This is a genomic window from Crocosphaera sp. UHCC 0190 (genome assembly GCF_034932065.1).
GTDB lineage: Bacteria > Cyanobacteriota > Cyanobacteriia > Cyanobacteriales > Microcystaceae > UHCC-0190.
Genome location: NZ_JAYGHP010000001.1, coordinates 386,691 through 401,968 on the forward strand (window position 1 = coordinate 386,691; position 15,278 = coordinate 401,968).

Annotated in this window: 19 protein-coding genes; 15 read left to right on the plus strand and 4 right to left on the minus strand. The window is 39.4% G+C overall.

What is annotated here, in order from left to right:
• Positions 1–116: 116 nt before the first annotated feature.
• Positions 117–431: a DUF1825 family protein gene (locus tag VB715_RS01860; protein WP_323290324.1), complete on the minus strand. Its 315-nt coding sequence runs from the start codon at positions 429–431 to the stop codon at positions 117–119.
• A gap of 197 nt (positions 432–628) precedes the next feature.
• Between VB715_RS01860 and VB715_RS01865 the strand changes: the two genes are divergently transcribed.
• The 13 genes from VB715_RS01865 to VB715_RS01925 all read left to right on the plus strand — a co-directional run bounded on the left by VB715_RS01865 (position 629) and on the right by VB715_RS01925 (position 12,444).
• The gene (locus tag VB715_RS01865; RefSeq protein ID WP_323299493.1) at positions 629–1,048 is read left to right on the plus strand and encodes an NINE protein; all 420 of its coding nucleotides are present in this window, start codon (positions 629–631) and stop codon (positions 1,046–1,048) included.
• Between the two features lie 22 nt (positions 1,049–1,070).
• Positions 1,071–1,610, plus strand: a complete 540-nt coding sequence (locus VB715_RS01870) for a ComEA family DNA-binding protein (RefSeq protein WP_323299494.1) — start codon at positions 1,071–1,073, stop codon at positions 1,608–1,610.
• The gene (locus VB715_RS01875; protein ID WP_323299495.1) at positions 1,610–2,068 is read left to right on the plus strand and encodes an SRPBCC family protein; all 459 of its coding nucleotides are present in this window, start codon (positions 1,610–1,612) and stop codon (positions 2,066–2,068) included. Before VB715_RS01870 ends, VB715_RS01875 begins: the two co-directional genes overlap by 1 nt.
• Positions 2,069–2,449: 381 nt before the next feature.
• Positions 2,450–2,707: a hemolysin XhlA family protein gene (locus VB715_RS01880; RefSeq protein ID WP_323299496.1), complete on the plus strand. Its 258-nt coding sequence runs from the start codon at positions 2,450–2,452 to the stop codon at positions 2,705–2,707.
• A 287-nt stretch (positions 2,708–2,994) separates the two neighbouring features.
• On the plus strand, positions 2,995–5,646 hold the full coding sequence (topA, locus tag VB715_RS01885) for a type I DNA topoisomerase (RefSeq protein ID WP_323299497.1): 2,652 nt from the start codon (positions 2,995–2,997) through the stop codon (positions 5,644–5,646).
• Positions 5,647–5,753: 107 nt separating this feature from the next.
• On the plus strand, positions 5,754–6,200 hold the full coding sequence (locus VB715_RS01890; protein WP_323299498.1) for a DUF29 domain-containing protein: 447 nt from the start codon (positions 5,754–5,756) through the stop codon (positions 6,198–6,200).
• 64 nt (positions 6,201–6,264) lie between these two features.
• Entirely contained in the window at positions 6,265–6,627 is a 363-nt protein-coding gene (locus tag VB715_RS01895; RefSeq protein WP_323299499.1) for a hypothetical protein, read from the plus strand.
• Between the two features lie 6 nt (positions 6,628–6,633).
• Positions 6,634–7,161 carry a hypothetical protein gene (locus VB715_RS01900; RefSeq protein WP_323299500.1) on the plus strand — a complete coding sequence of 176 codons (528 nt, stop codon included), beginning with the start codon at positions 6,634–6,636 and terminating at the stop codon, positions 7,159–7,161.
• 58 nt (positions 7,162–7,219) lie between these two features.
• On the plus strand, positions 7,220–7,873 hold the full coding sequence (locus tag VB715_RS01905; protein ID WP_323299501.1) for a Uma2 family endonuclease: 654 nt from the start codon (positions 7,220–7,222) through the stop codon (positions 7,871–7,873).
• 116 nt (positions 7,874–7,989) lie between these two features.
• Complete coding sequence (locus VB715_RS01910; RefSeq protein ID WP_323299502.1) at positions 7,990–9,234, plus strand: ATP-binding protein; 1,245 nt, start codon at positions 7,990–7,992, stop codon at positions 9,232–9,234.
• Positions 9,231–9,743 carry a hypothetical protein gene (locus VB715_RS01915; protein WP_323299503.1) on the plus strand — a complete coding sequence of 171 codons (513 nt, stop codon included), beginning with the start codon at positions 9,231–9,233 and terminating at the stop codon, positions 9,741–9,743. The genes VB715_RS01910 and VB715_RS01915 overlap by 4 nt, the downstream gene beginning before the upstream one ends.
• A gap of 80 nt (positions 9,744–9,823) precedes the next feature.
• On the plus strand, positions 9,824–12,178 hold the full coding sequence (locus VB715_RS01920) for an arylsulfatase (RefSeq protein ID WP_323299504.1): 2,355 nt from the start codon (positions 9,824–9,826) through the stop codon (positions 12,176–12,178).
• A 50-nt stretch (positions 12,179–12,228) separates the two neighbouring features.
• On the plus strand, positions 12,229–12,444 hold the full coding sequence (locus tag VB715_RS01925) for a hypothetical protein (RefSeq protein WP_323299505.1): 216 nt from the start codon (positions 12,229–12,231) through the stop codon (positions 12,442–12,444).
• Between the two features lie 385 nt (positions 12,445–12,829).
• On the opposite strand, the gene VB715_RS01930 is transcribed toward VB715_RS01925, so the two are convergent.
• From VB715_RS01930 to VB715_RS01940, 3 genes are all read right to left on the minus strand, one after another.
• The gene (locus tag VB715_RS01930) at positions 12,830–13,180 is read right to left on the minus strand and encodes a DUF5615 family PIN-like protein (protein WP_323299506.1); all 351 of its coding nucleotides are present in this window, start codon (positions 13,178–13,180) and stop codon (positions 12,830–12,832) included.
• Positions 13,174–13,512, minus strand: a complete 339-nt coding sequence (locus VB715_RS01935; RefSeq protein WP_323299507.1) for a DUF433 domain-containing protein — start codon at positions 13,510–13,512, stop codon at positions 13,174–13,176. The genes VB715_RS01930 and VB715_RS01935 overlap by 7 nt, the downstream gene beginning before the upstream one ends.
• 165 nt (positions 13,513–13,677) lie before the next feature.
• Positions 13,678–14,154 (minus strand): PEP-CTERM sorting domain-containing protein, encoded by a 477-nt coding sequence (locus tag VB715_RS01940; protein WP_323299508.1) that lies wholly within the window; start codon positions 14,152–14,154, stop codon positions 13,678–13,680.
• 280 nt (positions 14,155–14,434) lie between these two features.
• Between VB715_RS01940 and VB715_RS01945 the strand changes: the two genes are divergently transcribed.
• Positions 14,435–14,587 carry a DUF4160 domain-containing protein gene (locus VB715_RS01945; RefSeq protein ID WP_323299731.1) on the plus strand — a complete coding sequence of 51 codons (153 nt, stop codon included), beginning with the start codon at positions 14,435–14,437 and terminating at the stop codon, positions 14,585–14,587.
• Positions 14,541–14,855, plus strand: a complete 315-nt coding sequence (locus tag VB715_RS01950; protein WP_323299509.1) for a DUF2442 domain-containing protein — start codon at positions 14,541–14,543, stop codon at positions 14,853–14,855. Before VB715_RS01945 ends, VB715_RS01950 begins: the two co-directional genes overlap by 47 nt.
• The last annotated feature ends 423 nt before the right edge of the window (positions 14,856–15,278 follow it).

Consider the following 15,278-nt stretch of genomic DNA (forward strand, 5'->3'; position numbering starts at 1 on the left):
TTGATCATCCATAAAAAATGATTTAATTGCTATTAGTCCACTATAATCTATTAGTAGGAGTATTGTCGATAACAACACTCCCTTAACCCTAGACTAAACATTCTTAGAATACAGTATTATTGGATTTCAGATTTCATCCTTTCTAACGTCATATTCATTTGATCAAACATTTGTTGTGGTGTCATCCCAAATTGTCCTAATTGAGTTTTTAACTGTTGAACTGTCATTTGGGCCATAAAATCTTCTGATAACTCAAAGCGTTTCATAAAGATTTTGTAACGCTCCATGAGTGCTTCCATTTGGTCAATGAAAATCTTTTTACCTTCACGATCAAATTTACCATATTCACCCCCCAATTGCATCAGGGATTGATAATCTTCAAACAGATGTTGAGCTTCTTGCTGGACGACTTCTGAATCAAAAAATCCCATTGTTATCTCACTTTTTAGTAAAATTAGGTTAACTTACTCGATGTCATTAACTGACGGTTATTTTATTGTAAAGTAGTTAAAAGTTCCTGAAAACTACGGTTTACCGAATAATCCTAACAATTTGGGAACTCCTACCCTCGACCATCGTCAGTTAAACTAGACTGAAATTGTGAACTTGACTGTTAGACTCAAACCCCATGTCACCCTTGGAAAAGCTATTCAGCCAGCCAAAAAACCGTAAAATGGGGATTATTCTGGCTTTACTGTCTACCATCATACCTTGGCCCATTGCAGGAATCCATAAATTTTATTTAGGACAACCTGTGTGGGGTGTCATCTATTTTTTGCTTTGGAATACCCCCATACCTTCTATTGCTTGTGCGATCGATGCTGTTTGGTATTTTGTCCAAGGAGAAGAACAATTTAATGCTCAATTTAATGGGTTGTCTTCCAATCATGCTCAACAATCTTATCTTAATTCTAGCAAATTAGAACCGATTCAAGTTGGGGTAATTTCTGAAGCATTGCGAGAGTTAGATAAGTTACGGGAAGATGGGTTAGTCTCTGATTATGAATTTGAACAAAAACGCCGTCAACTATTAGATCGCATTTCTTGATTATTACTTTTAACTTAAACTCATGACTTTTTCTGCTTGGGCTAAAAAATTAAATCCCCAAAAACAAAGAATTCGTCAGCAAATTTTGAATGATCCTTATTATCGCTTTGCTTCTTTAGAAGAAGTAGCGATCGCGGCTGAATTAGGGATTAAAATTGAAGTGAGTTGTGGCAATGTTGATGATTTTTTGAGATTACCAGGAATCTCTATTCATCAAGCTCGCAATTTAGTAGAATTGATTAACAGTGGCGTTGAAATTTTATGCTTAGAAGATTTGTCTGCTGCTTTAAATATCCCCTTACAACGTCTTAAAGCTTTAGCACCTATTTTGTCCTTTTGCTATTACGATCCAGATAGTTTACTAACCCCCCAGAAAATTAATATTAATACAGCAACAGTTGAACAACTTCAAAATATTCCTTCTCTAGATAATTTTATTATTCAAAAACTTATTAATAATCGTCAAGAATATGGGAATTATAAAAACTTAATTGACTTACAAAAAAGATTAGGTTTAAACAGTCAAATTATTTCCCAATTAATGCACTATCTTCAATTCTAATGTTAACTTTTAAACGAAGCACTCTAATTAATGCCCCCATCGAAAAAGTCTGGGAATTTCACGAACGCCCCGATATTTTAGACATCTTAACTCCTCCTTGGCAACCCGTGCAAATCATCCGACGAGAAGGTGGTTTAGGGGTTGGTGCAGTTTCCGAATTTAGGCTAATTTTAGGCATAATTCCCATTCGTTGGATCGCCCGTCATACTGCTTGTGAAAAACCATATTTTTTTGTCGATAAACAAGAAATTGGCCCCATGAAATCCTGGGTACATCGTCATCAATTTACGGATGAAAATGGGAAAACACGCTTAACTGATGAGATACAATATGAAATTCCTGGGGGTATAATTATAGAGTTTCTAATTGGATGGTGGGTAGATTCTCGCTTACAAGAAATGTTTCGTTATCGCCATGAAATAACTCAAAAAGAACTTACGGAACAACCCCACCCGTAGGGGTAATTCATGAATTACCCTTACAAAAAGCGGTTCTACCGAACTTGCCATGTAAAATTAATAAATGAATACAGGCTAAAGCCTTATTCTATAAGCACAAAGGCTGTCTACACAGCCTAACTTTCAGCCTGGGTAGCCAGGCTTAGTTCCTATCGCTTAACCCGATCGGGTTTAAGCCTGTAATTTTTAATCGTTTTACATCCTAGGTTCGGTAGAGGCCAAAAAGCATAAGTTAGATAAACCAACCCTGATTCTTACAAATGTGATAAACGGTTCTACTTTGTCGATAACAAGGCAGCAAGCCATGACCCATAATAAAAGCAGCCCCCTAGCGGTAATTAGGGGATATCTCGAAAAATGATTCTAATCGGAGTTTAACTCATGAGCGAACCAGTTACAGTCACCTACTCCTTAGAGGAAGTCCTGAAGCGCATTGAGGGCAAGCTAGACAAGATGGATGAACGCCTCACTAATTTAGAGGTAGGACAGGCAAAAATAACCGAGAAAGTCGAGGGGATAGATAATCGACTAAAAGCGGTTGAGGGGACTCAGAAAAATCAAGTTTGGGCATTAATCCTTCTTTTAGCCGGGGCGATCGCCACAGCCGGAGCTAGATTATTTTTCGCTGCCAATCCCTGATCCGATACCGAAAGAGTTAGCGACGATGCCACCTTTAAAAAAATCATGGGCTAACCTTTGTCACATAAGAAAATTCTTCTTAAATTAAGGATTGCTTTAGGAAACCTCATGCTAAGTTACCTAACAGAAGGGGTGAACAAACCCAGCAAAAATCTCTATTATCGTAAATAGAGACTAAACTCTATACTTGAGTGTCTCCATTATCATCAGTATGGATGAGCTAAGATCGAATAGATCAAGTAGCTCACCGACGATCTGCTAAACTTGCCTGATTATTGTGAACAACTATGTCAACCCTCGTTATTGTTGAATCACCAACCAAAGCCCGTACCATCAGAAATTATTTGCCCCAAGGATATCAGGTGGAGGCATCTATGGGCCATGTGCGTGATCTCCCCGCCTCAGCAGACGAAATTCCGCCATCCTATAAAGAGAAGGAATGGGCTAATTTAGGGGTAGATGTGGAAAATGGCTTTGAACCCATCTATGTTGTCCCCAAAGGCAAGAAAAAGGTCGTTCAGGGTCTAAAAACAGCCCTCAAAGGTGTAGACGAATTAATCCTGGCCACTGACGAAGACAGAGAAGGAGAAAGCATCAGTTGGCATTTACTACAATTATTAAAGCCCAAAGTCCCCATCAAGCGGATGGTTTTTCATGAAATTACCCGCGAAGCCATCCAAAAAGCCTTAAAAAATTGTCGGGAAATTGACGAAAATTTAGTTCATGCCCAAGAAACTCGCCGCATTTTAGACCGTTTATACGGTTATACCCTCTCACCCTTACTCTGGAAAAAGATCGCTTGGGGATTATCTGCTGGACGAGTCCAATCAGTTGCCGTAAGATTATTAGTACAAAGGGAACGGGAACGCCGCGCCTTCCTCTCAGGGGGCTATTGGGATCTCAAAGCCCTATTAGAACAGGAAAAAAGTCCCTTTGAGTCCAAATTAATCACCCTGGCCGGCAAAAAAATCGCCATAGGCAGTGATTTTGACCCCAGTACCGGAAAAATTACCGAAGGACGGGATGTGGTACTGCTGAATGAAGCAGAGGCAAACGCCCTTAAGGAAAGATTAGACGGGAAACCTTGGACAGTCACTAAAACTGAAGAAAAACCCACCACCCGCAAACCTTCGCCCCCCTTTACAACCTCAACCCTACAACAAGAATCTAACCGCAAATTAGGCATCTCAGCGAAGGATACCATGCGGACTGCTCAGAAACTCTACGAAGAAGGCTATATTACCTATATGCGGACAGATTCGGTTCATCTGTCCGATGAAGCCATTAACGCCGCTAGAAACTGCGTTGAACAGATGTATGGCAAGGAATATTTAAGCCCCAAACCCTGCCAATATACCACCAAGAGTAAGGGGGCCCAAGAGGCCCATGAAGCCATTCGTCCTGCGGGGAACCGTTTCCGTACCCCCCAAGAAACCGGGTTATCAGGCCAAGAATTCGCCCTCTATGACCTAATTTGGAAGCGTACCGTCGCTTGTCAGATGGCTAATGCGCGATTAACTCAAATTGTGGTTAATTTAAAAGTAGAAGACGCAGGGTTTAGATCTTCTGGCAAACGCATTGATTTTCCAGGGTTTTTCCGCGCTTATGTGGAAGGAACTGATGATCCAGATGCTGCCATAGAAGACCAAGAAGTGATTCTTCCTCCCTTAAAACAGGGGGATCATCCTAATTGTAAAAAATTAGATGTCTTAGGTCACGAAACCCAACCTCCGGCCCGTTATACGGAAGCATCCTTAGTCAAAACCCTAGAAAGTGAAGGGGTAGGCCGTCCCAGTACCTACGCCAGTATCATTAGTACCATTATTGATCGCGGTTACTCCCAAATGCGGAGTAAGGCCCTGGTTCCCACTTTTACGGCCTTTGCGGTGGTGAGTTTATTAGAAAACCATTTCCCTGACTTGGTAGATATGAAATTTACCTCGAAAATGGAGCAAACCCTGGATGAAATTGCCACAGGGGAGTCCCAATGGCTTCCTTATCTGGAAAAATTCTATTTAGGACAAGAAGGGTTAGACACTCAGGTAAAAGTCCGGGTTGATGAAATTGATCCAGGGGTGGCTAAAGCCGTTATTTTAGAGAATTTAGACGCTAAGGTTAAAATTGGCAAGTTTGGCCCCTATATAGAAGTTCAACAAGGAGAAGAAGTGATTACTGCTTCTATTCCCATGGATCTCACGCCATGCGATCTGACCCCTGAACAGGTAACAACCTTACTGAAACAGAAAACGGAAGGCCCTGAAAAACTAGGATTACATCCTGAAACTGGGGAAGCGATTTATCTGTTAATTGGCAGTTATGGCCCCTATGTGCAGTTAGGGGAAGCAACGGAAGAGAATAAGAAACCAAAACGGGGTTCTTTACCCAAGGGTGTCAAACCTGAAGATGTCACCATAGACATGGCCGTAGGGTTGTTAGCGTTACCCCGTTTACTCGGAAACCATCCCGAAACTGGAGCGAAAATTAAGGCCAGTTTGGGACGGTTTGGCCCCTATGTGGTACATGATCAAGGAAAAGAGGGCAAAGATTATCGTTCTTTGAAAGCTGAGGATGATGTTTTAACTATTAGTTTAGAACGCGCTTTAGAATTACTGGCCCAACCTAAAAAGGGAAGGGGAGGGGGTCGTGGTACGAAGAAACCCTTACGAGAATTAGGGGTTCATCCTGATGATAAAGAACCCATCAATATTTATGAGGGGCCCTATGGGATCTATATAAAACACGGTAAAGTCAATGCAGGACTTCCAGAAGGTGAAACGGTAGACACGATCACTTTAGAAACTGCTTTAGACTTATTAGCGGCTAAGGCAACTACGCCCAAGAAAACTACCCGTAAGTCTACGACAGGGACGAAAACCACCAAACGAACCACCAAAGCGAAAACGAGTCGCAAAACTTCTGCAACGACTGATGAAGATTAGATTGAAATCCCGACTTTTATTTCCAGACGGAGAGGGTCGGGATAGCTTTATTTAGATGAGAATTTTAATATCTTAGGGGTAGATTTGTCTGGAGGAAATTGAAGGATATGAACCCAATTATTACTAAACTTTCTCTATACGAACAAGATTTTTTCCTGTGGTTAGAAGATACAGCAACTAAGTTAAGAGAAGGCGAATTCAGCGAGATTGATCTTGAGGCATTAACCGAGGAAATTGAAGCTTTGGGACGTTCAGAAAAGCAGGAATTAGAAAACCGTCTAGAAGTTTTATTAGCCCATCTTCTGAAACGAATTTATATTGATAGTGCTTACGATAATCGGGGTTGGGAACTTACAATTGCCGAACAAAGACGCAGACTCCGCCGTTTACTCAAAAAATCCCCAAGTCTTAAAAGATATTTTGAACAGGTATTTGAAGAAATTTATCAAGATGCTCTTTCTCTGGTAAAAATGGAGTATAAAAAAGTTATTTTCCCTGATACTTGGCCATTTAATAGTGAATTTGAAGCAATTTTGACAGAAAATTTTTGGTAAATAATTAGAACAAAATTTGCTAAGATTGTTAAACAACAACTAGATAATCCCAAATCATTAATTTATGTTACAAAAACTTGATAAAATCTTTCTTTTAGCCACTGGAATCATGTTAACATTACCGAGTCTTCTGCCTAGTGTAGCTCAAGCACAAAATCAAGATCCTTTACCCGCAGAAGTCGTCAATGCAATCGCTCAAAAAACCATAGCTAAGTTTAATAATTCTTCTTGTCAAGATTTAGCCGCTTCTATGGCAAAACATAACCCAAGCAGTGGTCAACCCGCCAGTTTAAAGGATCAATTAACGGCTCGATTTATTGAAAAATTGCGACAAGATCCCCAATTAGCACAAGAATTTTTTGCCCAAATTTCCACCCCAGTTTTAACCAAGTTATTTGAGTGTGGTTTAGTTCCTCCTCAAGAGTAAAAAATTATGCAAGCATTGAAGCATGAAATTAAAAAAATTGGCTCTCTTGCCCTATTTTTTCTGATTGGATTTGGTTATATTCTTGTAGTAATGAAGCTCTTTTTAAAAGAGTATTCGATTGACACTTATGTCCTCTCAAAAGCAATTATTGGGTCATTAGTGGCCGCTAAAGCAGTAGCGATTATGGATGCCACTCCCTTGATCAATCGTTTTGAACAAAGTCCTCGTTATCTGAGGATTTTGTATAAAACCTTTGTTTATACCTTGGCTGTTTTAATCCTGGGAATTATTGAACATCTGCTTCATGCTTATCATCAAACAAAAGCGATTGTTCCTGCTTTCAAAAGTTTCATAGCCTCAGAAAATTTCTATCAGTTTCTGGCGGTTATGTTATGTATTGCAATTGTCTTTTTAATGCACAATATCTTTAAAGAAATTGACACCTATTTTGGCAAGGGAAATCTCAGTAAATTTTTCTTTGATACCCCTGAATTTAGACCTAAAAACTCAAGGGTTCTTAAAGACAAAGATTAAAGGATTATCGAGCTAGATTTGCCTAGAATGTTGATAACACTACTCCTATTTCACTAATATGGTTGCGTTCCCTGTAACATTCCCCATCAAAACCCTGAATTTATCCCCTGGCAGTCATGCACTCATTGAACAGGTTAGCTGGGAAGACTATGAGGCCTTGCTAGAGGAATTAGGAGGCGATCGCCGTATTCCTCGTATTAATTACTGTCATGAAACCCTAGAACTCATGTCCCCTTTACCCGCCCATGAACGTCCCCATCGTATCATCGCCTATATTGTGACAGCGATTTTAGACGCTCAAAATAGGGATTGGGAGGATTTTGGTTCAACTACCTTTAAGAAACCCAAAAAAGCAGGACTAGAACCCGATACCTGTTTTTATATTGAGAATGCACTACAAGTTCGTAGCCTTCTTCGGATGGATATGGCGATCGATCCACCGCCCGATTTAGCTATTGAATCTGATGTTACCTCAAAGACGACGATGGACGCATATCAAGTGATAGGAGTACCAGAGGTTTGGATTTATGATAATAATCGCCTGAATATTCATCTTTTGCAACAAGAAGGTTATGTGGAAACAGCAAACAGCCTAATTTTTCCTGATATTAATGTCGTGCAAATCATCCCTAAACTCGTACAAAAAGCCTTTGATCAAGGAACCAGTCAAATGTTGCGGGAATTTCGTCTTTCACTAAGTAAAGATAGTTAAAATATGCTATGATATTAAAACACTATTTAGAGGTTGTTAGGTTTTCTTTCTTTATCTAAAATGATTGATAATCTTAGAAAAAAGAAAGTAACTGAATATAATAAATAAAATTAATTATGAGCCAAATAAAAGTTAAAAATTTCGGTTCAATTAAATCAGGCTTTGCAGAAAATAACGGATTGATGGATATTCGTAAAATTACTGTTTTTATTGGTAATCAAGGAACAGGAAAAAGTAGCATTGCTAAATTAATTTCAACATTAAGTTGGTTGGAAAAAGCTTTATATGTTGAAAATTTAGAAGAAAAATATATCACAAATTATAATCGTTTTGTTAGTAAATATTGTGGCTATCATCTTTTAAACAATTACTTCTCATCTGATACTGAAATTCAATATCAAGGAAATGCCTATTCTTTTAATTTTAAGCAGGGGAGATTAAATATTTATAACAACAAAGATACTCTTTTTTATGAAAAATATGTTGTACCTAAGATTATGTATGTACCAGCAGAGCGTAATTTTTTTAGTGTTGTAAAACAGCCTGAAAAAATAAAAGGCTTACCAGAATCATTATATACTTTTTGGGAAGAATTAGAACGATCAAAACGAGAATTATCTGAACATTTAACGTTACCAGTAGGTAATGTAAAGTTTGAATTTGATGATGATCAACAACAATCATATATTTTAGGAAATGATTATAAATTAGAATTATCAGAGACTTCAAGTGGTTTTCAATCTTTTGTTCCTTTGTTTTTAGTTTCTAGAAATATTGCTTTATCAATTGACAAAAAACAAGAATACTCTCAAACTGAACTCAGTGGAGAAGAGAAACAAGTATTACAAACAAAAGTACAAAAAATCCTTTCTGATGATAATCTTGCTGATGAAGTTAAGGAAGCCGCATTAAAACTGTTATCTTCCAAATATCGCCCTGAATGTTTTTTAAATATCGTGGAAGAAATAGAACAAAATCTCTTTCCTACATCTCAAAAAGATGTATTTTATAAATTGCTAGAATTTGCTAATTTAACAAAAGGCAACGGACTAATTCTTACTACTCATAGTCCTTATATTATCAATTATCTTACATTAGCAATAAAGGGATATCAGGTTTGGCAAAAAATTTTATCCTCTCCAAACGCTGAGTTACTTAAGCAACAATTAGAAAAAATTGTTCCTGAAGCTTCTTGTATATCTGAAGAAGATGCTATTGTATATGAGTTAACAGAACAAGGGGAAATCATGAAACTTCCTACCTATGAAGGGTTGCCTTCTGATGAAAACTATCTTAATAGTTCATTAGCAGAGACTAATCAACTTTTTAATGATTTATTAGAAATTGAAGAACAACTATGATTATAAATTTTTTTGAGGAGCGTTGTCAGAGCAAAACAGATCAGCCTAAATTTGGACTTTGTGATGATCCACCTCCGTCAAATACTCCTGCTTATATTGATATTGATGTTTGTAATGAACAAAAAAAATGGATTGCTATCGTTGAAAATCCCAATAAGATAGAGGTGATATTTACTGCTATTGATAATTGTATTGAAATTAGAAGAGCAAATGGTGAAATGGATAATCGTTGTGATGGAATGCTTACTTATCAAAATAGTATTATTTTTATAGAGTTAAAAGAAAGATCTTACAGAAATAGTATTTGGATAGATGAGGGAGAGCAACAACTTAAAAATACAATTCATCGTTTTGTGGAAAATTATGATATCGCTAATTATAGATCTAAAAAAGCATATATGGCTAATAGAAAAAAGCCAAGTTTTCAATACTCACATAAACAGAAAATGCAAGAATTTAAGAACAAAACTGGTTTTATATTAATAATTCAGAACACTATAAAAATCTGATCATCTGTATAAAAAATCAATTATTACCCAAGATGATTTAAAATTAGAACCAAAAGCTTTTCAAATAACAGGTTAAATCTATGTCTCTCAATGAATACAAACCCGGAACCACTTTCCCTGGGGTAATAGGACGAACCATTGATAAATCTAGTCCTGCTTGGCCAGAACCTTTGCGGGCAAAACAAGGCACACCCAATGTCTTATTTATCGTACTTGATGACACAGGTTTTGGTCAATTTGGCTGTTATGGCAGTCCCATTAAAACACCCAACCTGGACGCATTAGCCGCTAATGGACTACGCTACAACAATCTGCACACGACGGCCTTATGTTCCCCTACCCGTTCCTGTATTATGACGGGACGCAACCATCATTCTAACGCCATGGCCTGCATTACAGAAGGCTCAACGGGCTATCCTGGGAGTAATGGTAATATTCCTTTTGAAAATGGTTTTCTTTCCGAAATATTACTGCAAAAAGGTTATAACACCTATGCGATCGGCAAATGGCATTTAACCCCCTCAGACCAACTGTCTGCCGCCGGCCCCTATGATCGCTGGCCACTAGGTCGTGGTTTTGAGCGTTTTTATGGCTTTTTAGGGGGAGATACCAGTCAATATTATCCTGCTCTTATTTATGATAACCATACCGTCAGCCCTGAAAAAACACCCGAAGAAGGCTATCATTTTACTGCAGACATAACCGACAAAGCGATTGGTTTTATTGCAGATTCTAAGCAAGTTGCCCCAGATAAGCCATTTTTCATGTATTTCTGCCCTGGTGCAATGCACGCCCCCCATCATGTCCCTAAAGAATGGGCCGATGCTTACGCAGGACAGTTTGATAAGGGTTGGGAAGCATACCGAGAGGAAACCTTTGCCCGTCAGAAGGAAATGGGTATTGTTCCCCCTGATGCTGAACTCTCCCGTCATGATCCCGATGTTCCGCACTGGGATTCACTTTCCGATGATGAACGGAAGTTATATGCGCGGATGATGGAAGTTTTTGCCGGATTTTTCACCCATACAGACCATCATATCGGTCGTTTAGTGGATTTTCTTAAAAGTATCGGGGAGTTTGAGCATACGATTATTATGGTGATTTCCGATAATGGGGCAAGTTCGGAAGGGGGACCCCAAGGTTCAGTTAATGAAACCCTCTTTTTTAATAATGTACCCGAATCCCTCGAAGAAAATCTTAAAGCATTGGATAAACTAGGGGGCCCCGAAACCTTTAATCATTATGCTTGGGGTTGGACTTGGGCAGGAAATACCCCTTTCCGTCGTTGGAAAAGAGAAACCTATCGGGGGGGTATTAGTGACCCTTTGGTTATTCATTGGCCGAACGGGATTAAGGCAAAGGGCGAAATTCGGACTCAGTACGCCCATGCCATTGATCTTGTACCAACAGTGCTGGAATTACTCGAAATTGACCCCCCAGAAACCATTAAAGGGGTGACACAATCTCCCATTGAAGGAGTCAGCTTTGCCCATACCTTTGATGATGCTAATGCACCGACAAAGCATCTGACCCAATATTTTGAGATGATGGGACATCGTTCTCTATATTTTGACGGTTGGCGGGCAGTTTGTCCTTGGCCGGGGCCTTCTTTTACGGAAGCAGGGAAACCCTTTGGCGTTCCTATCTCCAAGGATACCTTAACCGAATTGGATAGCCATCATTGGGAACTCTATCATATAGATGAGGATTTTGCTGAAAATCATGATATTGCGGCAGATAATCGCCCTAAACTCATTGAAATGATTGCCACTTGGTATGTGGAAGCGGGTAAATATAAGGTGTTACCTATTGATGGACGGGGTGTACAACGACTCGCAGAAGAACGTCCCCAAATCGCCCTTGCTCGTACTCGTTATACTTATTACCCCAATACTCAGGATGTTCCTGGTAATAGTGCCGTCAGAGTCTTAAATCGTCCCCATAGTATTACTGCCGACGTGGAGATTCCCCAAGGTGGCGCAGAAGGGATATTACTAGCTCATGGGGGCAATGATGGGGGTTATTCCTTTTATGTCAAAGGGGGCAAGTTGCACTGGGTTCATAACTATGTCGGGCGATCGCTCTATCATGTTGAATCAGTGGAATTAGTTCCAGAAGGCAGTCATCAGTTACGGTTTGAGTTTGAAATGACGGGACAACCAGATTTAGCAACAGGAAAAGGTGCGCCTGGTCGCGCTCAATTGTATATTGATGGTAAATTGGCGGGACAAATAGACGTTCCTGTAACCATTCCTCTCAATATCGGGGTTAGCAGTGGGTTAAGTTGTGGTATTGCCATCGGTTCACCTGTAACGCCCGATTATGAGCCGCCTTTCAAGTTTACGGGTAAAATTCATAGTGTCATCGTCGATATCAGTGGGGATTTGATTCACGATAAAGATGCAGAGATGCGGATGATTATGGCGCGACAGTAGGCATTAAAACCTTTCCCACCCTTCCCCTTTCTCTATAGTAGGGTGGGATCATGTTGGGTTTCGTTTCCTTCGACTATCGCGGTTATCGAGCGGTGTCGAGACTTGTACTGAGCTTGTCGAAGTATACAGGACATCGCCTCAACCCAACCTACACTCGTCAGCGATCGCTATCTCATGGTGTTGCCAGAGGACTCCCGTTAAATTTCTCGGTAAAAAAAGACTCACAGAAATTTACGGGAGACGGGGCTTTTAAAGGGCGGAAATAGTTCCGCCCGCAGCCCCTCATGAATGGCAACCAATATATTAATCCGACCGATTTTGGTTGATTTAGTGCTACAATCATTATCACCCAGTGACCACTAATGTGGGCTAGGTAAAACAAAAAACGAAAAAGAAGTACCAAGAAAAATCAAGAGTCAAAGTATGGGGTTTTAACCACTAAATCTCTGGTTATGTAAAACTTTGAGAGATTAGAATAATCTGATACTTTTTGCGGTCGGGCAGCCCGTGTTCACAGATAGAAACCAGAAAACATAAAAAGCTTGTGGAGTCGGTTTGACGGGGGCTTAAAAGTAATTTTAAGCCTAGTTAAGAGGCAATCTGAAAGAAACAAGAATCTCCCGTTACAATCTTTGATTTAACGGGAGAGTGTCAAAGAGGAAGATAATAGATTTGTCCTTCTAATTCACCTTCTAAGCTACAATCGACAATGATTAAAATATCTTCTATTATCCTTTTAATACTTGCATCCGTCCTTACTTCAATCACACCTGGCATAGATAAACCTTGGATAACGCGCTCATAAGCAAATTGAGTAATGGTTGCCACATCATGGGTGAGTAAAATACAATTTTCATTGGCTGCCCAAGCTAAAATAGATGGGTCATCTTTACCTGATAAACCAACATCTTGAACTCGAACAAGATCAAGACTAGCTCGAAGGCGCAATAGTCCTCTAACAATAGTATTATCAAAGTTTTCGTCTGCTAATAGCTTTAACATACTTGTTGGTGAGTTTTACGAGCTATTAGTCTGTCACGCAACCCTTGGGGATCAAATTTCGCCTCATTGATCCTGCGAATTTCTTGTGCTTGTTGTTCTCGTTGCTGTAAATAGGTTTCAACTTCGGGTTGATGGTTGAGATAGAAGGCGATCGCACTATAAATATCGGCTAAACTCAGAGAAGGATAGCGATAGGCAATTTCTTCGGCGGTTGTACCTTGTTTAAAGACAGTAATAACGGTATCAAGAGTAACGCGAGTTTTCCCAACTCGAACTACACCTTCGGGGGTCATTTCTAGAGGGGCGATTTCAGAAACTATGGTTAATTCCATAAGGCGCGAGATCAATAGATGTTCACTTATTCTATTTTAATTTATCAATAGGTAGTGTTGGGTTTCGTTTCCTCAACCCAACCTACAAGATCGGGCGATCTCACTGGATAGCCATCATTGGGAACTTTATCATATAGGACATCGCCTCAACCCAACCTACACTCGTCAGCGATCGCACTTTTTTTGCTTTTTCATCACACCACTAGCCCCTAGTCCTCCCAAGACTAATAAGCCTAAAATAGAGCTAGATTCTGGGGTAGTTTGGGCTGGACTAGCTTGTAAAAGACCTCTATTCTCTCCTGGATTGACCGTAAATCCTTGACGTGGTAAAAAGGGGGGTAATTGACTGGGATCTTGTTGATAATCAGGGATGATTTGAGCAGTAAGATAGGTAGTAAAAGGGGTAGTCCCTTGATTGGTTAACCCGACTGTATCACCCTGACATTGAGTAATGACACCTAGACCGTTTGGGTCGCGAGAACGATTAATGGCCATTATTGGTGTACCACTTCCTTGCGTGTTACAAATAAAACCACCATTACTGTTTGGCGTTAGTGCGGTAGGGACTCCATTCTGAAGAACATAGAGGGTATTTGTTATATTAATATTTGTCTCACCAACAGGGTCTTGAATCTCTGCCAAAAATAAAACTGGGGTACCGGCCAGAACTGAACCACCAAAATAACTTGCGGTAACAGAGTTAGTTCCGTCTCCCGTAAATGACGTAGCAGTAAATGCGGAAGAACTTAAAGCTATTCCAGTTAGATTTCCTCTGTCTATTCATTTTCTTAACCTTTTAAGTGAATGTGAAAAAGTAAACTATTTGATCGTTGTCCCACAATTATAGGATAAATTTGCAGTGCGATCGCTTCTTGTCGATGATGGGGCGAAGCGATCGCTTACAATAGAGGGCAAGCTTTATATGATTCAAACAGGTGAAGTTTGTGGTCAAATGCCCAAAAGAGGACTAAATTTAATATGGGAGTGGCTTGATTTACACCAATCTGAACTATTGGAGAACTGGGAAAATGCACGTCAAAGAAAACCTATTAAAAGAATCGATCCCCTTCCATAAAAAAGATCTATTGCTTCATGTTGTCTCTGTGGAATATCTAGATAACTATCAATTAAAGCTAACGTTTAATAATGGAATAGAAGGGATTGTAGATTTAGAACAAGAATTGTATGGAGAAATCTTTGAACCATTGAAAGATAAAAGTTTATTTCAAAAGGTATTTGTAACTAGTCGGACTATAGAATGGTCCAACGGAGCAGACTTTGCCCCTGAGTTTTTATTTGAAATTGCTCTCGACAAGCAATCTGTTAGTAAGTCCGACCTGTAATCCAGATAGTGCGATCGCTGATCTTGTAGTATGGTAGGGTGGGATAATGTTGGGTTTCCTTACCTCAACCCAACCTACACTCGTCAGCGATCGCACTATCTATAATTTTCCGATTTTATGATAATCAATAGGCTTTTTTACAATTAATTGACAATCGGGACTATCAAAGCGTCTCCTACTTTTTCATGTCCAAATTTATGATTTTTTAAAATGCACATTTTGCCATCTACAATGTATTTAAAAAAATTACTAATTTTGAATCTAATAGTCATCTCTATTAGCCCCTGATTTCATACTACTGTTATGTTACTTTTTTGAAGTGCGGAATGTGGGTTAGACTATTAACGTAGAGGTAGAGACGTTGCAAGCAACGTCTCTACAAGGGTTGAAGGATTTTCAATAATCAGTTTTTCAAAACAGGAT